The organism is Nostoc sp. C052 (assembly GCF_013393905.1).
In the GTDB taxonomy this organism is placed as follows: Bacteria; Cyanobacteriota; Cyanobacteriia; order Cyanobacteriales; family Nostocaceae; genus Nostoc.
In genome coordinates this window covers 4086387-4105238 of the sequence record NZ_CP040272.1, presented here as the reverse complement: position 1 = coordinate 4105238, position 18852 = coordinate 4086387, and the positions used below count along the sequence as shown (strand labels likewise).

General features: G+C 40.3%; 14 protein-coding genes. 6 read left to right on the top strand and 8 right to left on the bottom strand.

The genetic code is table 11. The features are described from left to right. Positions 1 to 4: 4 nt before the first annotated feature. From FD723_RS16690 to FD723_RS16675, 4 genes are all read left to right on the top strand, one after another. Entirely contained in the window at positions 5 to 3622 is a 3618-nt protein-coding gene (locus FD723_RS16690; protein WP_179066320.1) for a hypothetical protein, read from the top strand. 109 nt (positions 3623 to 3731) lie between these two features. Next, positions 3732 to 3932 carry a hypothetical protein gene (locus FD723_RS16685; protein ID WP_179066319.1) on the top strand — a complete coding sequence of 67 codons (201 nt, stop codon included), beginning with the start codon at positions 3732 to 3734 and terminating at the stop codon, positions 3930 to 3932. Positions 3933 to 4225: 293 nt separating this feature from the next. Beyond that, positions 4226 to 4621 (top strand): hypothetical protein, encoded by a 396-nt coding sequence (locus tag FD723_RS16680; protein WP_179066318.1) that lies wholly within the window; start codon positions 4226 to 4228, stop codon positions 4619 to 4621. A gap of 48 nt (positions 4622 to 4669) precedes the next feature. Then, entirely contained in the window at positions 4670 to 5104 is a 435-nt protein-coding gene (locus FD723_RS16675; RefSeq protein ID WP_256874840.1) for a four helix bundle protein, read from the top strand. A 111-nt stretch (positions 5105 to 5215) separates the two neighbouring features. Here FD723_RS16675 and FD723_RS16670 read toward each other — a convergent pair whose 3' ends face one another. The 3 genes from FD723_RS16670 to fraC form a co-directional block, all read right to left on the bottom strand. Continuing rightward, complete coding sequence (locus tag FD723_RS16670; RefSeq protein WP_179066317.1) at positions 5216 to 5995, bottom strand: ABC transporter permease; 780 nt, start codon at positions 5993 to 5995, stop codon at positions 5216 to 5218. 119 nt (positions 5996 to 6114) lie between these two features. Further along, positions 6115 to 7131 (bottom strand): septal junction protein FraD, encoded by a 1017-nt coding sequence (gene fraD / locus FD723_RS16665; RefSeq protein WP_179066316.1) that lies wholly within the window; start codon positions 7129 to 7131, stop codon positions 6115 to 6117. 63 nt (positions 7132 to 7194) lie between these two features. Continuing rightward, positions 7195 to 7746 (bottom strand): filament integrity protein FraC, encoded by a 552-nt coding sequence (gene fraC, locus FD723_RS16660; RefSeq protein WP_179066315.1) that lies wholly within the window; start codon positions 7744 to 7746, stop codon positions 7195 to 7197. A gap of 237 nt (positions 7747 to 7983) precedes the next feature. On the opposite strand from fraC, the gene FD723_RS16655 reads away from it, so the two are divergent. Next, a complete protein-coding gene (locus tag FD723_RS16655) occupies positions 7984 to 9120 on the top strand; it encodes a cob(I)yrinic acid a,c-diamide adenosyltransferase (RefSeq protein ID WP_179066314.1) in 1137 nt (378 codons plus the stop codon). Between the two features lie 117 nt (positions 9121 to 9237). On the opposite strand, the gene FD723_RS16650 is transcribed toward FD723_RS16655, so the two are convergent. From FD723_RS16650 to FD723_RS16640, 3 genes are all read right to left on the bottom strand, one after another. After that, positions 9238 to 10206, bottom strand: a complete 969-nt coding sequence (locus tag FD723_RS16650) for a PleD family two-component system response regulator (protein ID WP_179066313.1) — start codon at positions 10204 to 10206, stop codon at positions 9238 to 9240. Then, positions 10203 to 14324, bottom strand: coding sequence for a PAS domain S-box protein (locus tag FD723_RS16645; protein ID WP_179066312.1), 4122 nt, complete (start codon positions 14322 to 14324; stop codon positions 10203 to 10205). Before FD723_RS16645 ends, FD723_RS16650 begins: the two co-directional genes overlap by 4 nt. Before the next feature lie 1026 nt (positions 14325 to 15350). Beyond that, a complete protein-coding gene (locus FD723_RS16640; RefSeq protein WP_179066311.1) occupies positions 15351 to 15587 on the bottom strand; it encodes a hypothetical protein in 237 nt (78 codons plus the stop codon). Between the two features lie 625 nt (positions 15588 to 16212). Here FD723_RS16640 and FD723_RS16635 point away from each other — a divergent pair. Continuing rightward, entirely contained in the window at positions 16213 to 17223 is a 1011-nt protein-coding gene (locus FD723_RS16635; RefSeq protein ID WP_179066310.1) for a cyanophycin synthetase, read from the top strand. Positions 17224 to 17269: 46 nt separating this feature from the next. Here the strand turns inward: FD723_RS16635 and FD723_RS16630 are convergent, their stop codons facing one another. Together FD723_RS16630 and FD723_RS16625 are read right to left on the bottom strand one after the other, a co-directional pair. Beyond that, positions 17270 to 17620 carry a hypothetical protein gene (locus tag FD723_RS16630; protein ID WP_179066309.1) on the bottom strand — a complete coding sequence of 117 codons (351 nt, stop codon included), beginning with the start codon at positions 17618 to 17620 and terminating at the stop codon, positions 17270 to 17272. 684 nt (positions 17621 to 18304) lie between these two features. Next, complete coding sequence (locus FD723_RS16625) at positions 18305 to 18784, bottom strand: YbjN domain-containing protein (RefSeq protein ID WP_179066308.1); 480 nt, start codon at positions 18782 to 18784, stop codon at positions 18305 to 18307. Between the last annotated feature and the right edge of the window lie 68 nt (positions 18785 to 18852).

Here is an 18852-nt window from a genome sequence, read left to right as displayed (position 1 = left end):
TAAAATGAACCATGCAGAGTTTCAAGCTGAAGTTAAGGGCGCTCAGATAGGCGATCACAACATTATCTACAACTATTTTTACTACAGAGAAGAGGTAAAACCTACATCTGTTGATGTTGCTGATGAATCTCTCCCTTGTCCTTATCGCGGTTTGTTTCATTTTGGCCCCAATGATGCGGATATATTCTTTGGGCGGGAAATTTTTATCGAAGAACTTTATAGTGCAACTAAAACCCGGAATTTTATACCCGTATTGGGTGCATCGGGAAGCGGTAAATCTTCGGTGGTATTAGCGGGGTTAATCCCGAAGTTGCAAACAGCCGGAAATTGGCAGTTTACTCACTTTCGTCCTGGTGCTGATCCTTTTTATGCGTTGGCTGTAGCTTTACTGCCACTGTATACGGCTACTTTAAATGCAACTGCAACTGCAACTGACCAAATTAAGGAAGCCCGCGAGTTAGCTGATTACTTGCAAGATGGCTCTATGCTGATCTCGGACGTTTTTGCTAAAATTTGGCAAAATCACCCTAATGAACGGGTGCTATTAATTGCTGACCAATTTGAAGAAATTTATACTCTCTGTCACCGTCAGGAAATTCGCCATAAATTTCTTGATTGCTTATTAGCTAGTTTAGAAACTTCTACTTCTCTATCTGCATCCGCTACGGTGTGGGTAATGACAATGCGGGCAGATTTTTTGGGAAATGCTCTCTCCTATCGTCCCTTTGCGGATATCTTGCAAAATGCTGATGTGAAATTAGGGCCGATGAATCGGGAGGAATTAACACAAGTTATTGAAAAACCTGCCGAAAAATTAGGGGTGACATTTGCAAGCGGATTGGTAGAACGCATTTTAGAGGATGTAGAAAACCAACCGGGAAATTTACCTTTGCTAGAGTTTGCTTTAACAGAGTTGTGGAATAAGCGCACGGGTAAACAATTAACTCACAAAATCTATGAAGAAATTGGTCAAGTAGAAGGTGCGTTAGCTCGTCATGCTGATGAGAAATATGGCAACTTGACAGACGAGGAAAAAGAAAAAGTCCGGCGGATTTTTATTCAATTGGTGCGTCCGGGTGAGGGAACAGAAGATACTCGACGGGTGGCGATGAAGGCGGAATTGGAGGAGCAAAGCTGGGATTTGGTCAAACAATTAGCGGATGCTCGGTTGGTGGTGACAAGTCGCAATGCTACCAGTCAAGAAACGGTAGAAGTAGTCCATGAAGCTTTGATTCGCAATTGGGGAGAATTGCGGGAATGGATGAATAAAGACCGCGTTTTTAGGGCTTGGCAAGAGCGACTGCGTTCAGCAAAAGGACAATGGGAAGCAACGCAACGAGATGAAGGGGCATTGTTGCGGGGTGCAGCGTTGGTGGAGGGGGAAGAAAAGCTAAAACAACGGCGAGAGGATATTAGCGCAGCCGAGCAAAAGTTTATTCAAGCTAGTGTGGAATTGAGGGATAAGGAACAAAAGCAACAAGAACGCAGAAGACGACTGACTTTTTCTGGACTGGCAGGGGGTTTGGTGTTAGCTTTGGGTTTATCTGGACTAGCGGGTATAGGCTGGGGGAATGCCGAAATCAGTCAAATTAATGCCTTTGCCCAAAGTTCCGATGGGTTTGTGGCTTTAAATGGGCGAAAAGCTGTCGAATCAAGCGTCAAAGCTGCTGTCAAAATGCGAGGTAAATTTTGGGTTGATGCAGATACCCGCACCCAGGTAGAACTGGCATTATTAAATACAGTTCACAATGTTGCCGCACCTAACACTTTGGGAGGACATACAAACGTGGTTTATGGCATCAGCTTCAGTCCCGATGGCAAGATGCTAGCTTCTGCCAGTGCTGACAAGACGGTGAAACTATGGGATATCAGCACAGGCAAAGAAATCAAAACCCTTACTGGGCATACAAACTCGGTTAATGGCATCAGCTTCAGTCCCGATGGCAAGATGCTAGCTTCTGCCAGTGCTGACAACACGGTGAAACTGTGGGATACCAGCACAGGCAAAGAAATCAAAACTCTTACTGGGCATACAAACTCGGTTTATGGCATCAGCTTCAGTCCCGATGGCAAGATGCTAGCTTCTGTCAGTAATGACAACACGGTGAAACTGTGGGATACCAGCACAGGCAAAGAAATCAAAACCCTTACTGGGCATACAAACTGGGTTTGGGGCATCAGTTTCAGTCCCGATGGCAAGATGCTAGCTTCTGCCAGTGGTGACAACACGGTGAAACTGTGGGATACCAGCACGGGCAAAGAAATCAAAACCCTTACTGGGCATACAGACTCGGTTTGGGGCATCAGTTTCAGTCCCGATGGCAAGATGCTAGCTTCTGTCAGTAATGACAACACGGTGAAACTGTGGGATACCAGCACAGGCAAAGAAATCAAAACCCTTACTGGGCATACAAACTCGGTTTTGGGCATCAGTTTCAGTCCCGATGGCAAGATGCTAGCTTCTGCCAGTGCTGACAACACGGTGAAACTGTGGGATACCAGCACAGGCAAAGAAATCAAAACCCTTACTGGGCATAGAAACTGGGTTAGGGGCATCAGCTTCAGTCCTGATGGCAAGATGCTAGCTTCTGCCAGTGATGACAACACGGTGAAACTGTGGGATACCAGCACAGGCAAAGAAATCAAAACCCTTACTGGGCATAGAAACTGGGTTTTTGGCATCAGCTTCAATCCCGATAGCAAGATGCTAGCTTCTGCCAGTGCTGACAACACGGTGAAACTGTGGGATACCAGCACAGGCAAAGAAATCAAAACTCTTACTGGGCATACAAACTCGGTTTATGGCATCAGCTTCAGTCCCGATGGCAAGATGCTAGCTTCTGCCAGTGCTGACAACACGGTGAAACTGTGGGATACCAGCACAGGCAAAGAAATCAAAACCTTTACTGGGCATACAAACGAGGTTTTGGGCATCAGCTTCAGTCCCGATGGCAAGATGCTAGCTTCTGCCAGTGCTGACAACACGGTGAAACTGTGGGATATCAGCACAGGCAAAGAAATCAAAACTCTTACTGGGCATACAAACTGGGTTAGGGGCATCAGCTTCAGTCCCGATGGCAAGATGCTAGCTTCTGTCAGTGCTGACAAGACGGTGAAACTGTGGGATACCAGCACAGGCAAAGAAATCAAAACCCTTATTGGGCATACAAACTGGGTTTTTGGCATCAGCTTCAGTCCCGATGGCAAGATGCTAGCTTCTGCCAGTGCTGACAAGACGGTGAAACTGTGGGATACCAGCACAGGCAAAGAAATCAAAACCCTTACTGGGCATACAAAAGAGGTTAGGGGCATCAGCTTCAGTCCCGATGGCAAGATGCTAGCTTCTGCCGGTGGTGACAACACGGTGAAACTGTGGGATACCAGCACAGGCAAAGAAATCAAAACCCTTACTGGGCATACAAACTGGGTTAATGGCATCAGCTTCAGTCCCGATGGCAAGATGCTAGCTTCTGCCAGTGCTGACAACACGGTGAAACTGTGGAGGCTGGATTTTGATTATTTACTCCAGCAAGGGTGCAGTTTTATGCGCGAGTATTATAAAACCAATCCCCCTGATAATGAGAGTGACAAGCACCTGTGCGATGGTGTTGGTAATTCGTAATACCGATATTATCTATGCAGGAAACGTTATAAGTAATACTTAAGCCGTAGTTAATACAACTTAAACAGTACTTATTAATGGTGAAGCTGTAGTTACAGACGCTCATTATATGATAAGTAAACTTGAAGCTATAGTTAATACAACTTCTTCTGTAGTTATGAATGCTCAAGCTGTAGTTAACACAGCTTCTTCTGTAGTTATGAATGCTCAACCTGTAGTTAACACAACTTCTTCTGTGGTTATAAATGCTCAAGCTGTAGTTAGCACAGCTTCTTCTGTAGTTATAAATGCTCATACCAATTTAATGTGAGGTTGCACATATCTTGATCCCCCTAAATCCCCCTTAAAAAGGGGGACTTTGATAGATATTTTTCCGGTTCCCCCCTTATTTAAGGGGGGCTAGGGGGGATCGAATTCTATGCAGCTTCATAAAAAATTGGTATCAAGCTGTAATTAAGATTAGATAAACGCTTTAGATAAATTAAGAGAATTTACCAGTATTTATCTCATAAAAAGTATAATTATTTTTGTGGATTTTGCTGAACCAGAATGTATTTTCAGTAGGACATAGTAACTGTATAAATGTTACGAGTAACTAAATTTATGTCTTTGAGAAAACGTACATCCCGCGTTCTAGAAAATGCTGAGTTAAGATTTGCTGGACTCAAAGCAATTGATGCCAATCTGGATCTTGGAAATACTTGTAATTTAAAAGCCCTGACAGAAATAATTGAGCAATTACGCAGCAAGTTAGAAGCTCATAATACTGCTCTCAGCACGATTGACTCTTCCAAAGCAGAAATTGAAGAATTAGAACAAACCTTGGGTACTTTCTCCGAAAAAATGCTCATGGGAATCGGCTTTAAATACGGCAAAGATAGCCGCGAATATGAGATGGCTGGTGGAGTTCGCAAAAGTGAACGTATTCGCAAAAGCAGGGCGACTCGCTTAAAAACTGTTGCACAAAAAGCATCTAGCCAAGGCACTCAATCCTTGTAGATGTGTAAGCAATACGAGTAATGAGTAATGAGTAATGAGTAATGAGTAATGAGTAATGGGTATTTACTCATTACTTATAAAGTTAAATTGAATTACCACATTTTTTTACTCATGATTAATTATAACGTAAATATCAGTATTCAAGAAAGAACAGAAAATTTTGCGATAAGAGTTATCAAAGCTTATTCTGAGCTAAATAAAAGACCTTTTGACGACGCTGGTAAAATCTTGTCTAAACAATTTTTAAGAAGCGGGACATCAATAGGAGCAAACTGTTCAGAAGCTAAATATGCACAATCAAATAAAGACTTTATCAATAAGTATTCTATAGCCTTAAAGGAAGCCAATGAAACCCTTTATTGGATAAAAATAATGATAAAATCGGAGTTAGTGTCAAAATCAAAATTTCAAAATCTGATAGAAGAGAATGAAAGAATTGTTAAGATATTAACAACTTCAATCAACAAATTGAAAGAAAAATAAAAAATAATCCACTCATTACTCATTACTCATTACTCATTACTCATTACTCATTACTCCTTACTCATTTAATTTGGTTCACCGATGATGACACCCTACCTCAACGCCCAATACCTAAAATTCGCGTTGTGAAAAGATAAAAATAGCGATCGCTAACAACATGGCACTATAAAGTAAGCCATAGCCAGCATTCAGAATCAGTGCAGTTGTATCAGGTAATGCTTGCAAACCATAAACTGCATCATTTTTCAAATCTAATCGCGATAAATCTGGCAAGATGAGAAATAAACCTTGAGTGAGAATTTCTATACCAGGGTTACGACTCAGACGACCAAGTTGTACTAAATCTTGAGTAATATTGCCGATTAAATATACCGCAAAGGTTAAAATAGTCGCTAACAGAGAAGCTGTAAAAACACCAAAGGTAATAGCCAGAGCAGTGATTAATGACAACTGCAATACTAAGAAAATTGCAGCAATTAGAATACTCGCTGTTGGATGAGGAATATTACCAAATTGTAGAAATACCAGATAAATTACTGTCATTATAGCGATCAGTACAGCTAGTACTGCGGATAAACCCAAGTATTTGCCAACGATAATTTCGCTGCGACTGACAGGTTTAGCAATCAACACCAAGATAGTGCGCTTTTCAATTTCTTTATTAACTAGTCCCGTACCAATAAATATCGTAATAATTAACCCGATGGCATTCATCGCTGCCATCCCAAAGTCTAAAAACATTTTGCCTTCAGTCGTAGCTGCAAATTCAGGAAGGGCGCGGAAGGCAATGGCGAGTATTAGCGCATAAAAACCAATAATATATAGGATGCGATCGCGTACCACTTCCTGAAAGACATTCTTTGCCAATACAAAAATTCTGTTAATAGCCATTTGTCATTTGTCATTTGTCATTTGTTATTGGGAAGAGGTATAGGCGTAGGTAGCGCACGGTAAAGAGGTAATTCTATTCTCCCCCTTGCTCCCTGCTTCCTGCTCCTCTGCCTCACTTCTCACAGTTGCGGAAGTGGTGAACCAGGAATCAATTTACTGGCGACATCGCATTCGATGTCTGCAACTGTAATCTTATTGCCAGAATCGCTAGTTGCTGGAAGTTGTTTAATCCGACAAGATTTTTTCAAGTAATAGCCTCGTGGGTTAGAACTTGGGCCTGTCCAAATACTTAGTAAATCTAATATATATCCAGACTTATTATTATCTACACGCGGTTCAACACGCCATAGTTTCCTCTCTTCATATTTACCCAGGTTTTTTTGAATTACTTCCCTACCCAGAGTGACTACGCGATGTTCCCGATCTTTCTGAGGAATCAGCCATTTCTCTACTTCTGACCAAGGTCTTTTAGCTATTTCTTCTTCTACTATTGGTTGAAGTTTCTCTAGAATTATAGCGCCGTTTCGTGGGATTTTTACTGGTTCTTCTGTTCTGACAACAAAGGTACTACGTCTAAAAGTATCTGCCTGCAAACTAGGATATTGCTGTAACCAATTATCCATCACAAAATGAAACTGAATCCAACAACTTAGCAGCATACTACTAGCAACTAAAATTATGATTCTTTGGCGGTCTTGTGGTTTAGGAATTCGAGCTTTGGCGTCGGTGTCATTTCCTTCGATAAATTCTGGTATTGCCGTAATTAGTGCTGAAAGTGTCGGCCAAAAAACGATGGTTCTTGCTGTAATTACATCCTGTTGATTTCCAAAAGCAAAAACACTCACTAAGAATCCAGTGATGACTGCACCGACTGGCATAAAAGTACCAGGAACCCTTAAAGGATCTTCGGTTGTATACCAAGCTGTACCAGCAATTAAAAATAACCAACCAAAAAAGGCAATGATATCTTTAATATAACCTGTGGCAAAATATGAGAGTCCCCAAGAAAAAACACTCATATAAATAAATGTCTGCCAAGAATAAGCTTTCGGTGGAACTAATATTTTTCTAATTCCCGCATAAAGCCCTTCCGCAAATTTAAAAACCCCAAATACATCTTTAAATAGCGTATTCATATTCCTCCCTACACCTGATTAATTGATCGCTCATCTTCCTCTGAATTAAACAAATAAATATTGCTATTTTGAACGAAATAATAAGACAATGGTTATAGCAGTATAGCTCAGAGAATTGGCTATTAATATAGTAGTAACTAAATTGGTATTTTGAAAGTTAACGCTGCTCATACGAAGCCTTTGCTGCCTCTGAGATATTTTAGTTTCTTCTTCTTCTTTGTCCTCTTTTTTAGCAACTGGTTCATGTAATGATAATAGCAAAACTCTTAAAATAAAAAATTTCATCAAAAAAGTAGCGAAGAAAATTATACAGGCAGTTAATATAATTAAAGTTTGGGTACTTGGCAATTTAAAAGTATTAAAAAACATATAGTTAATTAATTCTGATTTCACCTGTATCGGCAATAGTGGTTCAGATACAAAAAATATGAACCAACCAATTACACTAGAAAAAAGATTAATAGAAATGGCATAAAAAGTACTGGTTTTTTTGTCAAATTTTAGTCGAGAGTGTAAAACATAAGCTTCGATGGGGATGGCAATCATTACAAATAAAAGGTCAAACAAGATTCCACCAATGGGAAAAATCCTCGGAAGCATCCAATTTTCAGGCATAAATCGTCAAGGGTAAGGGTTAACTGTAGAGAGTATAACTGGGATAGTGAGGGTAATGGGGGAAATTATCTCATTGTTTTTGTCCTTTACTCTGTTGGTGTGCGAGTATTCCATTATTGATATTTTTAATACATTCATTTAGCTATTGTACGGACTCATGAGAGCGGCAGTTTCTCTACCGGAGAAGACAAGACGTTAGGTAAGATTAAAGACTGCCACTTTATAGCTTTTCGAGAAATGACAAGGAACGGTATTGGTATTCGCACAGCGCAAGTGCGTCAGGAACGGCTAGTTGGTCAAATTCACGTCTACGATGGTGTGGGTAAAGGTAAGTCCCAAGCGGCTTTAGGGGTGGTTTTGCGCTCAATTGGCTTGGGGATAAATACGCCTAGCAATTCTAACCGCGTTTTACTGTTACGGTTTTTAAAAGGGCCAGAACGTGATTATGACGAAGATGGCGCGATCGCAGCTTTGCAACGTGGATTTCCCCATTTAATTGACCAGGTTCGCACTGGGAGAGCCGAATTTTTTGGCCATGATGAAATTACCATCTTTGATCGAGATGAGGCTACGCGGGGTTGGGATGTAGCCAAAGGTGCGATCGCTAGCGGTTTATATTCAGTTGTCGTCTTGGATGAAATTAACCCCGTTTTAGATTTAGGTTTGCTACCAGTAGATGAAGTGGTACGGACATTAAAATCCAAACCCCAAGAGTTAGAAATCATCGCCACCGGACGCGCCGCACCGCAAAAGCTGCTTGATATTGCAGATTTGCACTCAGAAATGAAACCTCATCACCACCCAACAGCCAAGGCCCTCTTACTTGAAGGGATTGAAATTTATACTGGTGCTGGTAAAGGTAAGTCTACTAGTGCTTTGGGTAAAGCCTTGCAGGCCATTGGTAGGGGAATTAATCATCCAGGGTCTACCCGTGTGTTGATTATGCAGTGGCTTAAAGGTGGTAGTGGCTACACAGAAGATGCAGCGATCGCCGCTTTGCAGCAGTCGTATCCAGAAGTGGTGGATCATCAGCGTTGCGGTGGAGATTCCATTGTCTGGCGAAATTCCCGGCAAGAATTAGATTATGTAGAAGCCGAACGGGGTTGGGAAATTGCGAAAGTTGCGATCGCCTCTGGACTGTATAAAACTATTATTCTCGATGAACTCAATCCCACCGTTGACTTAGAATTACTCCCCGTTGAACCCATTGTTCAAGCTTTACTCCGTAAACCCCGCGACACCGAAATCATTATCACTGGCCGCTGTCAAAATCCACCCGCGTACTTCGACTTGGCTAGCGTCCACTCAGAAGTTTATTGCCACAAACACTATGCTAATCATGGTGTAGAACTTAAACGAGGGGTAGATTTTTAAAATAGTCATTAGTCATTAACTATGGACTTTTGATACTAATGATTGAGACAGGTGAAAAGCTAAATGCGATTACCAGTCACTCTTGCATAATCCAAAATCTAAAATCTTGCTGGCGCACTAGCAGGAATTTTTACTTCTCGGTAGTAAAATATTTTGCACAAAGCGATCACGTCCTGCTGCCTTTGCTTTATACAATGCCCGATCCGCTGCGGCAATCATTTCTTCTAAGTCAGAATCGGCCTGAGGAATTTCCGTCGTAAACCCGACGCTAATGGTTACATGAGGACTAACTTGGGAATTTTGATGAGGAATTGCTAGTGTTCGGACAGCATGACAAATTCTGTCCGCAACATGAGTCGCCCCCTCGGTGTCTGTGTTAGGTAAAACTACAGCAAATTCTTCCCCGCCATAACGGGCAACTAAATCTCCTGGGCGTTTAATAATATCTTTGATGGCTTGAGCGATTTCTTGAAGACAGCGATCGCCTATCCGATGACCATAAGTATCATTATATAATTTGAAGAAATCAACATCGCAAAGAATCAGAGAAAGTGGACGTTGTTCGCGTTTTAGGCGCTGCCATTCTTGGTTAAAATACTCTTCAAACCGTCGGCGATTAGCTACTTGAGTTAATCCATCGATAGTAACTAATCTCTGCAATTCCATATTCACGGCTTCTAGTTTTTGCTGTAACTGAGATTGCTCAATCAAGCGTTTTACCCGTTGTCGCAAAACTGGCCAATGAATCGGTTTGGTAACATAATCCATTGCTCCCACTGCAAATGCACGGTCAACTGACTCTTGATCCTCAAGTCCTGTAATCATCAAAACTGGAGTGTGCTTGTTATAATCCAAAAGCTGTAACTGAGTGCAACAGTCGAACCCATCCAGATCCGGCATTATGGCATCAAGGAGTACTATATCAGGGTGCAGTTGTTTAAAGACAGTTAAAGCCTCTATACCATTTTGAGCTTCCGCTATTTGATAGCCTTCCCGCTCCAAGAAATGCCGCAGTATCAGGCGAATAAAAGGTTCATCATCAACAATTAGAACTAAAGATTGGCTTTCTTGAGCAGTGGCTTTCATGGTACTTCCTTCGCGAGTTCTTTTTCTAAGGCAGTTTTAACTTGTTCATATTCCTGATATAGTTGTGAAAATAATTCTAGGATGTTTTCTAATTTACTACTGCGTCCCTGTGCTTCTAACAGCTTGCAAAGCTGCGCCAAGGCGATCGCTCCAACCGAAGCACTGCTAGACTTGAGTTGGTGGGCTGTCTTCCATAGGGTTTCGGTATCCTGATTTATAATAGCTGTGCTTATATCTTCTACTAGTCTCGGTGTTTCTGTAAGATAACACTCAATTAGTTGAGCAAATACCAGACGATCTCCTCTGACCATATTCCGCAAGGATTGGAGGATTTTGGCATCAATATTATTGGCGGCGCTTTTTAATCTCTGATTTTGCCCTGACTGTATAATATTTGGCAAAGGTGGCAATTCTGGCCAAATAATTTTCCCTTGTTTGCCCATAGAAGTAAATTCAGAACTTCTTTGAGGTTGACATTTGCTGAGAGCCTGAGTTAACTCTGGAAGCTGAATCGGTTTGCTAAGGTAGTCATCCATACCAGCAGCAAGACAAATTTGGCGATCGCCCCGCATTGCATTAGCAGTTATGGCAATGATATAAGGACGAAAACCCACTCCCCATTCTTGACAGATTCTCCGAGTTGTTTCTAACCCATCCATTTCTGGCATATTGACATCCATCAACACTACGTCATAAGGCTGTTTTTGCAAAGCTGCGATCGCTTCTAGCCCATTGGTGACGACATCTGCCCCATAACCTATTTTTTGTAGCATCAATAGGGCAACTTTCTGATTGACAATCGTATCCTCTGCCAGAAGAATCCGCAGTGGCAGTCGATGGGCTAAATGCCGATCAACCAAGGGAAAATGAGAAACACTGGCTGCGATCGGCTGATTTCCCAAAAGACGGGTAATAACATCGTAGAGTTGAGACTGTTTGATGGGTTTACTCAAAGAGGCAGCAAACTGGACATCATTAAAGTCAGAGGAAGTTTCTGCTTTACCCAAAGAAGTCATAATTACTAAAGGCAGATTTTGACAACTAGATTGCTTACGGATTTGACGAGCTAGAGTTATGCCATCCATTTCTGGCATCTGCATATCTAAAATGGCAATATCAAACTGTGTTCCCTGAGCAAGTTCAGCTAAAGCTTCTTTCGCAGATTTGGCAGCAAAAGTTTCCATCTTCCAAGACTCTGCTTGCAAGCTAAGAATTTTGCGGTTGGTCAGATTGTCATCCACAATCAAGATGCGCTTCGACGCCAGCTGCACTGTCGAAGTGCTGAATTCCGGTTGTTCTGACTGAGCAGCTACTTTGGCAGTAATAGTGAAGTAAAATGTTGAACCTTGGGAAGAATCAGGAGATAATAATTTTCCATTTTTCCATCTAGGGCTAGGATTGCCACCGACAAATCCCTGGCTTTCTACCCAAAGAGTACCACCCATCATCTTAGTAAGCCGCTTGCTGATTACCAGTCCTAGCCCTGTGCCGCCATATCGTCTAGTCATGGAGACATCAGCCTGAGTGAAGGGTTGAAATAATCGTTCTATTTTATCTGGTGCGATGCCAATACCCGTATCTTTGATAGCAAATTGAATTTGGACTGGGGACTGGGGAGAAGTTTCTTGATCCTCCTCATTACCTCTTATCCCCAATCCCCGATCCCCAGTTCCCAATTCAACAGAGAGTAGCACTTCTCCTTTTTCAGTAAACTTAATGGCATTGTTGAGGAGATTCATCAAGACTTGGCGCAGACGAGTTAAATCGCCGACGATCTGAGTAGGAACTTGGGGCTGGATCAGGTAAACTAATTCGATATCCTTTTGGGCAGCTTTTGGAGCCACAAGTGAAATAGCCTGCTCCACACAAGCCCTTAAATCAAAAGGCTGTTCTTCTAATTCCAGTTTGCCCGACTCAATTTTCGAGAAATCTAAAATGTCGTTAATGATGGTGAGTAAAGCATCTCCGCTACTGCGGACTGTTTCCACAAAGTCTTGCTGTTGAGGTGTGAGGTCAGTATCCAGCAGTAAACCTGTCATGGCAATAACAGCATTCATTGGAGTCCGAATTTCATGGCTCATCATCGCCAAAAACTCACTTTTTGCCCGATTTGCGGCTTCTGCGTGACGTTTTGCCTGCTCCAAGGCAAAGTTTTTCAAAGTAAGTTCTTCCCGTCGGCGCGTTTCTTGTTCTAGTAAGTGAGCTTGTGCTAGAGCAATACCTAATTGAGCCGCCACTGCTTCTAGTAATTCGATTTCGTCTTGTGTCCATTGTCGAAAATAGCTGCACTGATGTAAAACGATCGCACCATTGGGTTCTCCTTGATAGGATGTGCGGATTGACAGCATAGACTTCAGCCCCATTTTTCGGCAGATCGCTTCAGCCCCTTGGAGTAAAGGATCAACGTACACATCACAAGAAGCGATCGCACTTTCTTGCGCCATCATCTGCTCTGCATAGGGATTATCAGTCAGGGGAACTTCCGATCTCAATATAGTGCAGCGATCGGGGAAAATATTATACTCTGCTACTAGAGGAATTCGGGGTGTAGGGTAACTAATGTAGGAATGGATTAGACAGCAATCAACTTTAAAGGCTTGTCCAATTTGGGTAGCAGCCGTTTCAAAGATTTTGCTAGTATCAAGACTTTGCCGAATTTCCTGAGTAATTTGTTCAAGTAGTAGAGTGCGATGCAATTGCCTTTGCAGCGCCTCTTTAGCCCGTTTGTTTTCGGTAATGTCGTGATTAATGCTAACAGTGGCGATCGTTTCTCCCTGTTCATCCTGTAAGGAGACTACGGTTGTTTCAGAAATTCCCTCGCTACCATCTTTACGAATAAAGTGTATTTCCCCCGACCAGCGTCCCTGCTGGTTGATTGTTTCGAGAATTTTGCTGCTTAATGTTGGGGCTACTTCCGGCTGTTGCAGAATACTGGGAGTTTTAGCTAAAACCTCTGCTTTGCTATAGCCATACATAGTTTCGGCAGCAGGATTCCAGTCAATAATATTGCCAATTAAATCTGTGATAATTACACTATCATGCATGTTTTCAAAAGTAAGGGCTTGCCGACGTAGACTCGCTTCGGCAAGCTTGCGTAAGCGCAGCTCGTCATAGACATCGCTAATATCTGTCTGAATGCCAATAAAGTGGCTTAACTTGCCGTTTTCGTCATAGATTGGAGAAATACTCAATTCATTCCAGAACAAAGTACCATCTTTGCGATAGTTGCGGAGAACCACTTTACAACTTGTTCCAGCTTGAAGAGATGAGCGCAATTCATTGAGTGCTGGTTGCTGGGTATCTGTGCGTTGCAAAAATCGACAGTTTTGCCCAATCACCTCAGTCGCACTGTAGCCTGTTATTTGCTCAAAGGCGTGGTTGACGTAAATAACCGGATTATAAGCTAGTCTAGCATCGGCAATAATAATTCCATTACTGGTAGCAGCAAGCGCCCTTTCCCTCAGTCTCAAGGTTTCTTCAACCATCTTTAAATCAGTAATGTCAAACATAAACCCCCTCAGCATGGTAGGAGTTCCTGTTTCTTCAACTACACTAACAATGTCTCGTAGCCAAATAACTCGCCCATCGGCTGCTAACATTCGGTATTCTAATTCGTGATTTTCGCACCTAGCAGTTGCTTCTTGGCGAAAACAAACAGACTTTTGCTTGTCATGTGGATGCAGATGATTAACCCAAAAATTTTCCTCGTACCATTCTGCGATCGCATAATTTAGCAAGTCTACCGCTTGCGGCCCAACGTAAGTAAATCGCCAAGTCTTCAAGTCTAATTCCCAAGGGATGACTTTGACAGTTTCCAACAGCTGTCGCAAACGATTTTCACTGGTGCGGAGGGCAATTTCTGTCTGTTTCTGTTCAAAAATCCGATGAGTTAATTCCTGATTTATTGCCTTTATCTGTTGGTTACTTGCTTTCATCATCAAGGTGAAATAGATGGATAGTATCAGGGTGATAACAAGAAATAACCCTAAAATCAATACTACTTGTGCGAATAACCCCGGAGTTTGGATTAAAAGTCTCTGCCAGAGTAAGACTACAGAAATTGAGAAGACAATCCCCAGCAACAGCGCTAGTAATTCTTGTTTGCGGAAAAATTTCACAGCTTTAAACCAGTCAACCCCTTCGGGGAATTAAAAATTAAAAATTACAATCCCCATAAATAAATTTAGGGGCTTGAAACAAGGACGTAGTATTTCTTGCACTGTGCGTCTAGAAATACATTTTTTTGATTCTCCATAAATAAATTCAGGGGCTTGTATCCTTTAAGTTTTCGGTCATATCAGTGCTGTTTGACCATTTATTAACCCTCCAGCACTTTAGGGCTTATTAGAGAAAGCAGTCCCGATGAAACAAGTTTCAAAAGCCTTGAATGAAAGAATAACTGGGGACTGGTATTTTTACTCAGCACTCAGCACGGGCTAAACCTTAGCTATCCGCTAACAGCACTTTCAAGTCAGGAGGTAGACAGCGCAGCATCCCTTAGAGAGTGTCAGGCAGCTATTACAGGAGTAAAGAACTATAAATGATTTCTGGACTATTTATTACCCAGTTTAAAAAGAAGAATTGTATCTTGCGCTATACGTCTTGATACAAAGCTTCCAGTCTTGCTTCAATCCCACGCTTTTAAACGTGAGTTACTCTTTCCTCCTGAATACACTAACTTTTACTTCTAAGTAATCTAAAATATTAATGTCAAGGGTATAATTACGGAATTTGTTTTTAAGTAAAACACTTGTATATAATCTTGGCAAAAAAACTTAATAATTTATAGTTATATAGCAATGCAGTTTAGATAAGCCTAAGACACTTGTAGAGCCGGCGATTCATCGCGTCTCTAAAACCCAAAATTGTTGTCAGTAGCCCTTAAGTGAATCGTATTGATTCATATAGGACTAGTATTTGATCTAACAGAATTCAGGAGTCAGAATAGTTAAAGAATAAGAAGAACATTTGATGAATAAATATGCTAATTATTCAGTCGTTCTTATAAATTCTGACTCCTGACTCCTGGGTGCTGAATTCTTACGGCAGTTTTAGTTTTTAGCGTAAACCCAAGCGTATTGGGTTATTGTCACCTGTAAGCTGTTACCTATTTTTTAAGATAGGTCTATTTCTGTACTTATATTTTAAATTACAGCTTCTTGGCGTTGACAATCAAAAACAACCATATAGGAAGCATTTGGTATTTCCTGAGGGAGGTGTCGCATATAGCCATCAGCATCAGAACGGGTGCGGAAGCGAGCAACAATTTCCTGTTGTGTATTAGGAACTAGACGAGCGATCGCCCAAGAATTGAGGCGTTCTTTATAAGCAATAGCCTGATTGTCTGATTTAGAAGCTTTGTTATCCGTATTTTCTGGCATAATTATGTTATCCGTATGAAGTTTAATGAAGGGCGTTAATTAGTTTCTAGGTAGGAATGCACTAACGCTTTTTTTAATGCTGCTGCCACCTTGTTATTCGATTATTAATAAATTGTCAACACTTAGCGCTATATTTTAGACCAACTTAGTTGAAATTCTTAGATAGTTATGAATCTCAAATCCTTAATTTGCAATTGTTTCCAGTACACAACAATGCTCAAGAAAATAGTTTGGCAATTATTGGGTTTGCATGATTTGTATGCCTACACATAAGTAAAGTCCGCATCAGTGGTAAAGCGAACATCAATGTCTGAAAAAATACTATTAGAAACTCACTAAAAAAAGAACAATAACGTGCGTAGAATTAATAGGTGCAGACAACCTTTTAATTTTTTTATAGTGCTATACCTACGGTCAAGCTATATTGCGGGCATTTACATTTTTTATAGTTAGTTTAGAATATTTAAATTTTCATAGTTTATTTAGATATTAAAAAAATGAATTTTTCCTAAAAATTTTATTATATGTGTAGGAAAAATATGTGTTGCAATTATTTAATTTCAAACATCTTGACTAACTGCCATAAAATAGGTAAGATTTTCCCGACAAAAATATAGCTTTGATAATGAAAACACCATTTGTAACATCAATAATTCAAAAACTAGCAGAGGAAATGGAAGCAGTAGTTTTGGTAGACCCAGAATGTACAGTTTTAGGAATGATTACGTTTAAAAATGGTAATAAAACTTTTTTTCGTAATAGCAGGTTTAGCATTAATTCTTTTGCTTCTGTAGCAATAGCTAAAGACAAAGGGGCTTCAAACTTTTTTCTGAATAAATTTGGTTATAAAGTTACTGAAGGAAAAACATTTTTTTGTGAAGAATTATGCGAAGAAATAGCCGATCTCAAGAATATAGACACAGGATTTTATTATGCTCAAGAGTTAGGATTTCCCGTAATTGTCAAGCCGATTAATCTCAGTGAAGGAACATTTGTTACAAAGGTTCATGGCAAGCAAGAATACTATCAAGCAGCCAAGAAAATATTGCGAAAAACTTCAGGATTTATTGTTGAGCGATTCTATAGTGGCAATGATTATAGAATTGTAGTACTTGATGATGAAGTAGTTTCAGCATATCAAAGAATTCCTTTATTTATCATAGGAGATGGGAAATCTAATGTTTTGGAACTTATGCAACAAAAACAGGAAAGTTTTATTAAAAATGGTAGAAAAGAAATTATAGATTTTGAAGATTATAGAATCAAAACAAACTTACGAAGACGAAAGTTAAATTTTAATACTGTTATACCCAAGAACAATCTAGTCTATCTTTTAGACAATGCAAATTTATCAACTGGAGGTGAGGCAGTAGATTTCACTGAAAATATCCATCCTGATTTTAAAAAATTAGCAGTAAATATTACAAAAGATATGGAATTGAGATTAGCAGGTGTGGATATTCTGACTAACGATCTAACCTCACCAATGCTAGATTACACACTGATTGAAGTAAATGGCGCTCCTAGCTTAACTCACTACGCTTCATTTGGTGAAGTTCAGACGAAAAGAGTAGAAAATTTATATCTCAAAGTTCTCAAAGTACTTGAAAACGAAAATAGTAGAGAAAAGCATTGATTTTGATTAAAGGCGGAGTAAGAGTTACTCCGCTTCAGCTATCTCTTTACCATTCCTTATCTAGTAAGGATTCAAACTCAGCTTGTAAGGCGGTTATATCTGCTAATCTTGTGACTAGTAAATTATCCTTGCCAGCATCACTTAAACGTACTTTCCAATAACGAATACTGTCTGAGTTGTTCAACCAAAACTGAATTACAGTATCTACTACTTGATCTAGATTCCAACCCCATTTTGGTGGAACTGATTCTACTGATTCTAGAAATGTATCTAGTGTACATGTATGCATTCCCAAATATTCCACACCTTGGTGGTGTGATTTTTTTCCACTTTGCTGTTGGTGATTAAAAAACTGCAAAAGTGGAGAGACTCCGACAATATCAAAAGTGTATTTCATGCTAGTACTCCCAGTTTTAGACTATTTGTAGGGAAGATTTAGTTTTTTCTAAAATCACGTCTGGAAAGGAACTAAAGCATCTAGAAAAAGTTTAGATTTGGTTTAGATCATCGGCATTAAACCTCAGTCATAAATTAGCACTGGCGAACGTTGAGTGCTAATATTTATTTAGGAGTTTGATTGATTATTAAAGAGTTTCAGGCATTAATTAAGGGAATGTATATATTTTTAATAATTATTTAATGTTTTGCATAAGTCCCTATCTTGTCTGCAAAATGCTAATGTGAACAAAGTACTCCTAAGACATAACTTGAAAAGTGGTGTAAATTAGTGGTGCAGTTCTAAAAGTGTCACTCACGATACTCGCCTTTTGATTGAAGCAGTGATACGATTTAGTTGTGTGAGGAGCAAGTTAAAAATAAAAAGCGTCTGGGGTGGAAACACGGCAACACTCCCAGGCGCTTTTTAATTGGTATACAGAAAAAGTTTTTGAGATAATCACCTAAAGTTCAAAATATCGTATACAGCCTTTGCTGCATAATCCGCAAACTTAAAGCAAAACTGGCTGCGATATGCACGTTGGTAAAAGATTCTGCACCAAATACTTAAGCAAATAGATCGGCATCCGATGCAGCAATAGCCAAATCTAAAATCCAAAATCCAAAATCCAAAATCCAAAATTTCTTAAGTCGCACCAAATTCAGACTGTAAAGCTTCATCGTTATTGTCAGCGATCGTTGCCACAATTGTAATTAGCCGAGATACTTCGCCAGGAGCTAATTCTGCTAGGGTGCGTGTTGATATTACAACTACGCGATTTTCAATAATACCGAAACGTGCTTCAAAAGTGCTAGAGCAGTTCAACTCTAAAAGATAACGCAGTAATCTAGGTTCATCTTTAGCAGGTAGATTTAGCACTGTAGACCAAACCGTTATGGTGTCTTCATCGGTTGTGCCATTGAGTTGGACAAAGACTTCTACACTTCCGTACTTAAACTTCCAGAGATAACCACCTTCTGGAGTGTGGCTAACCATTGCACTATCATCTTGTTCCAAAGAGTCGATGACATTTTCAATTACCTCCACATGGTTAATGCTGGTTGTCTCAGTGATTAGCCCATTAATGGATTCGTTACTAGTTAGGGTTTCTGGGTAGCTTGTCATACAGATTTTTTTCTCAACATACTCGCTATTTTATCTACACATATCTGAATAATACCAATTTGAAAAAA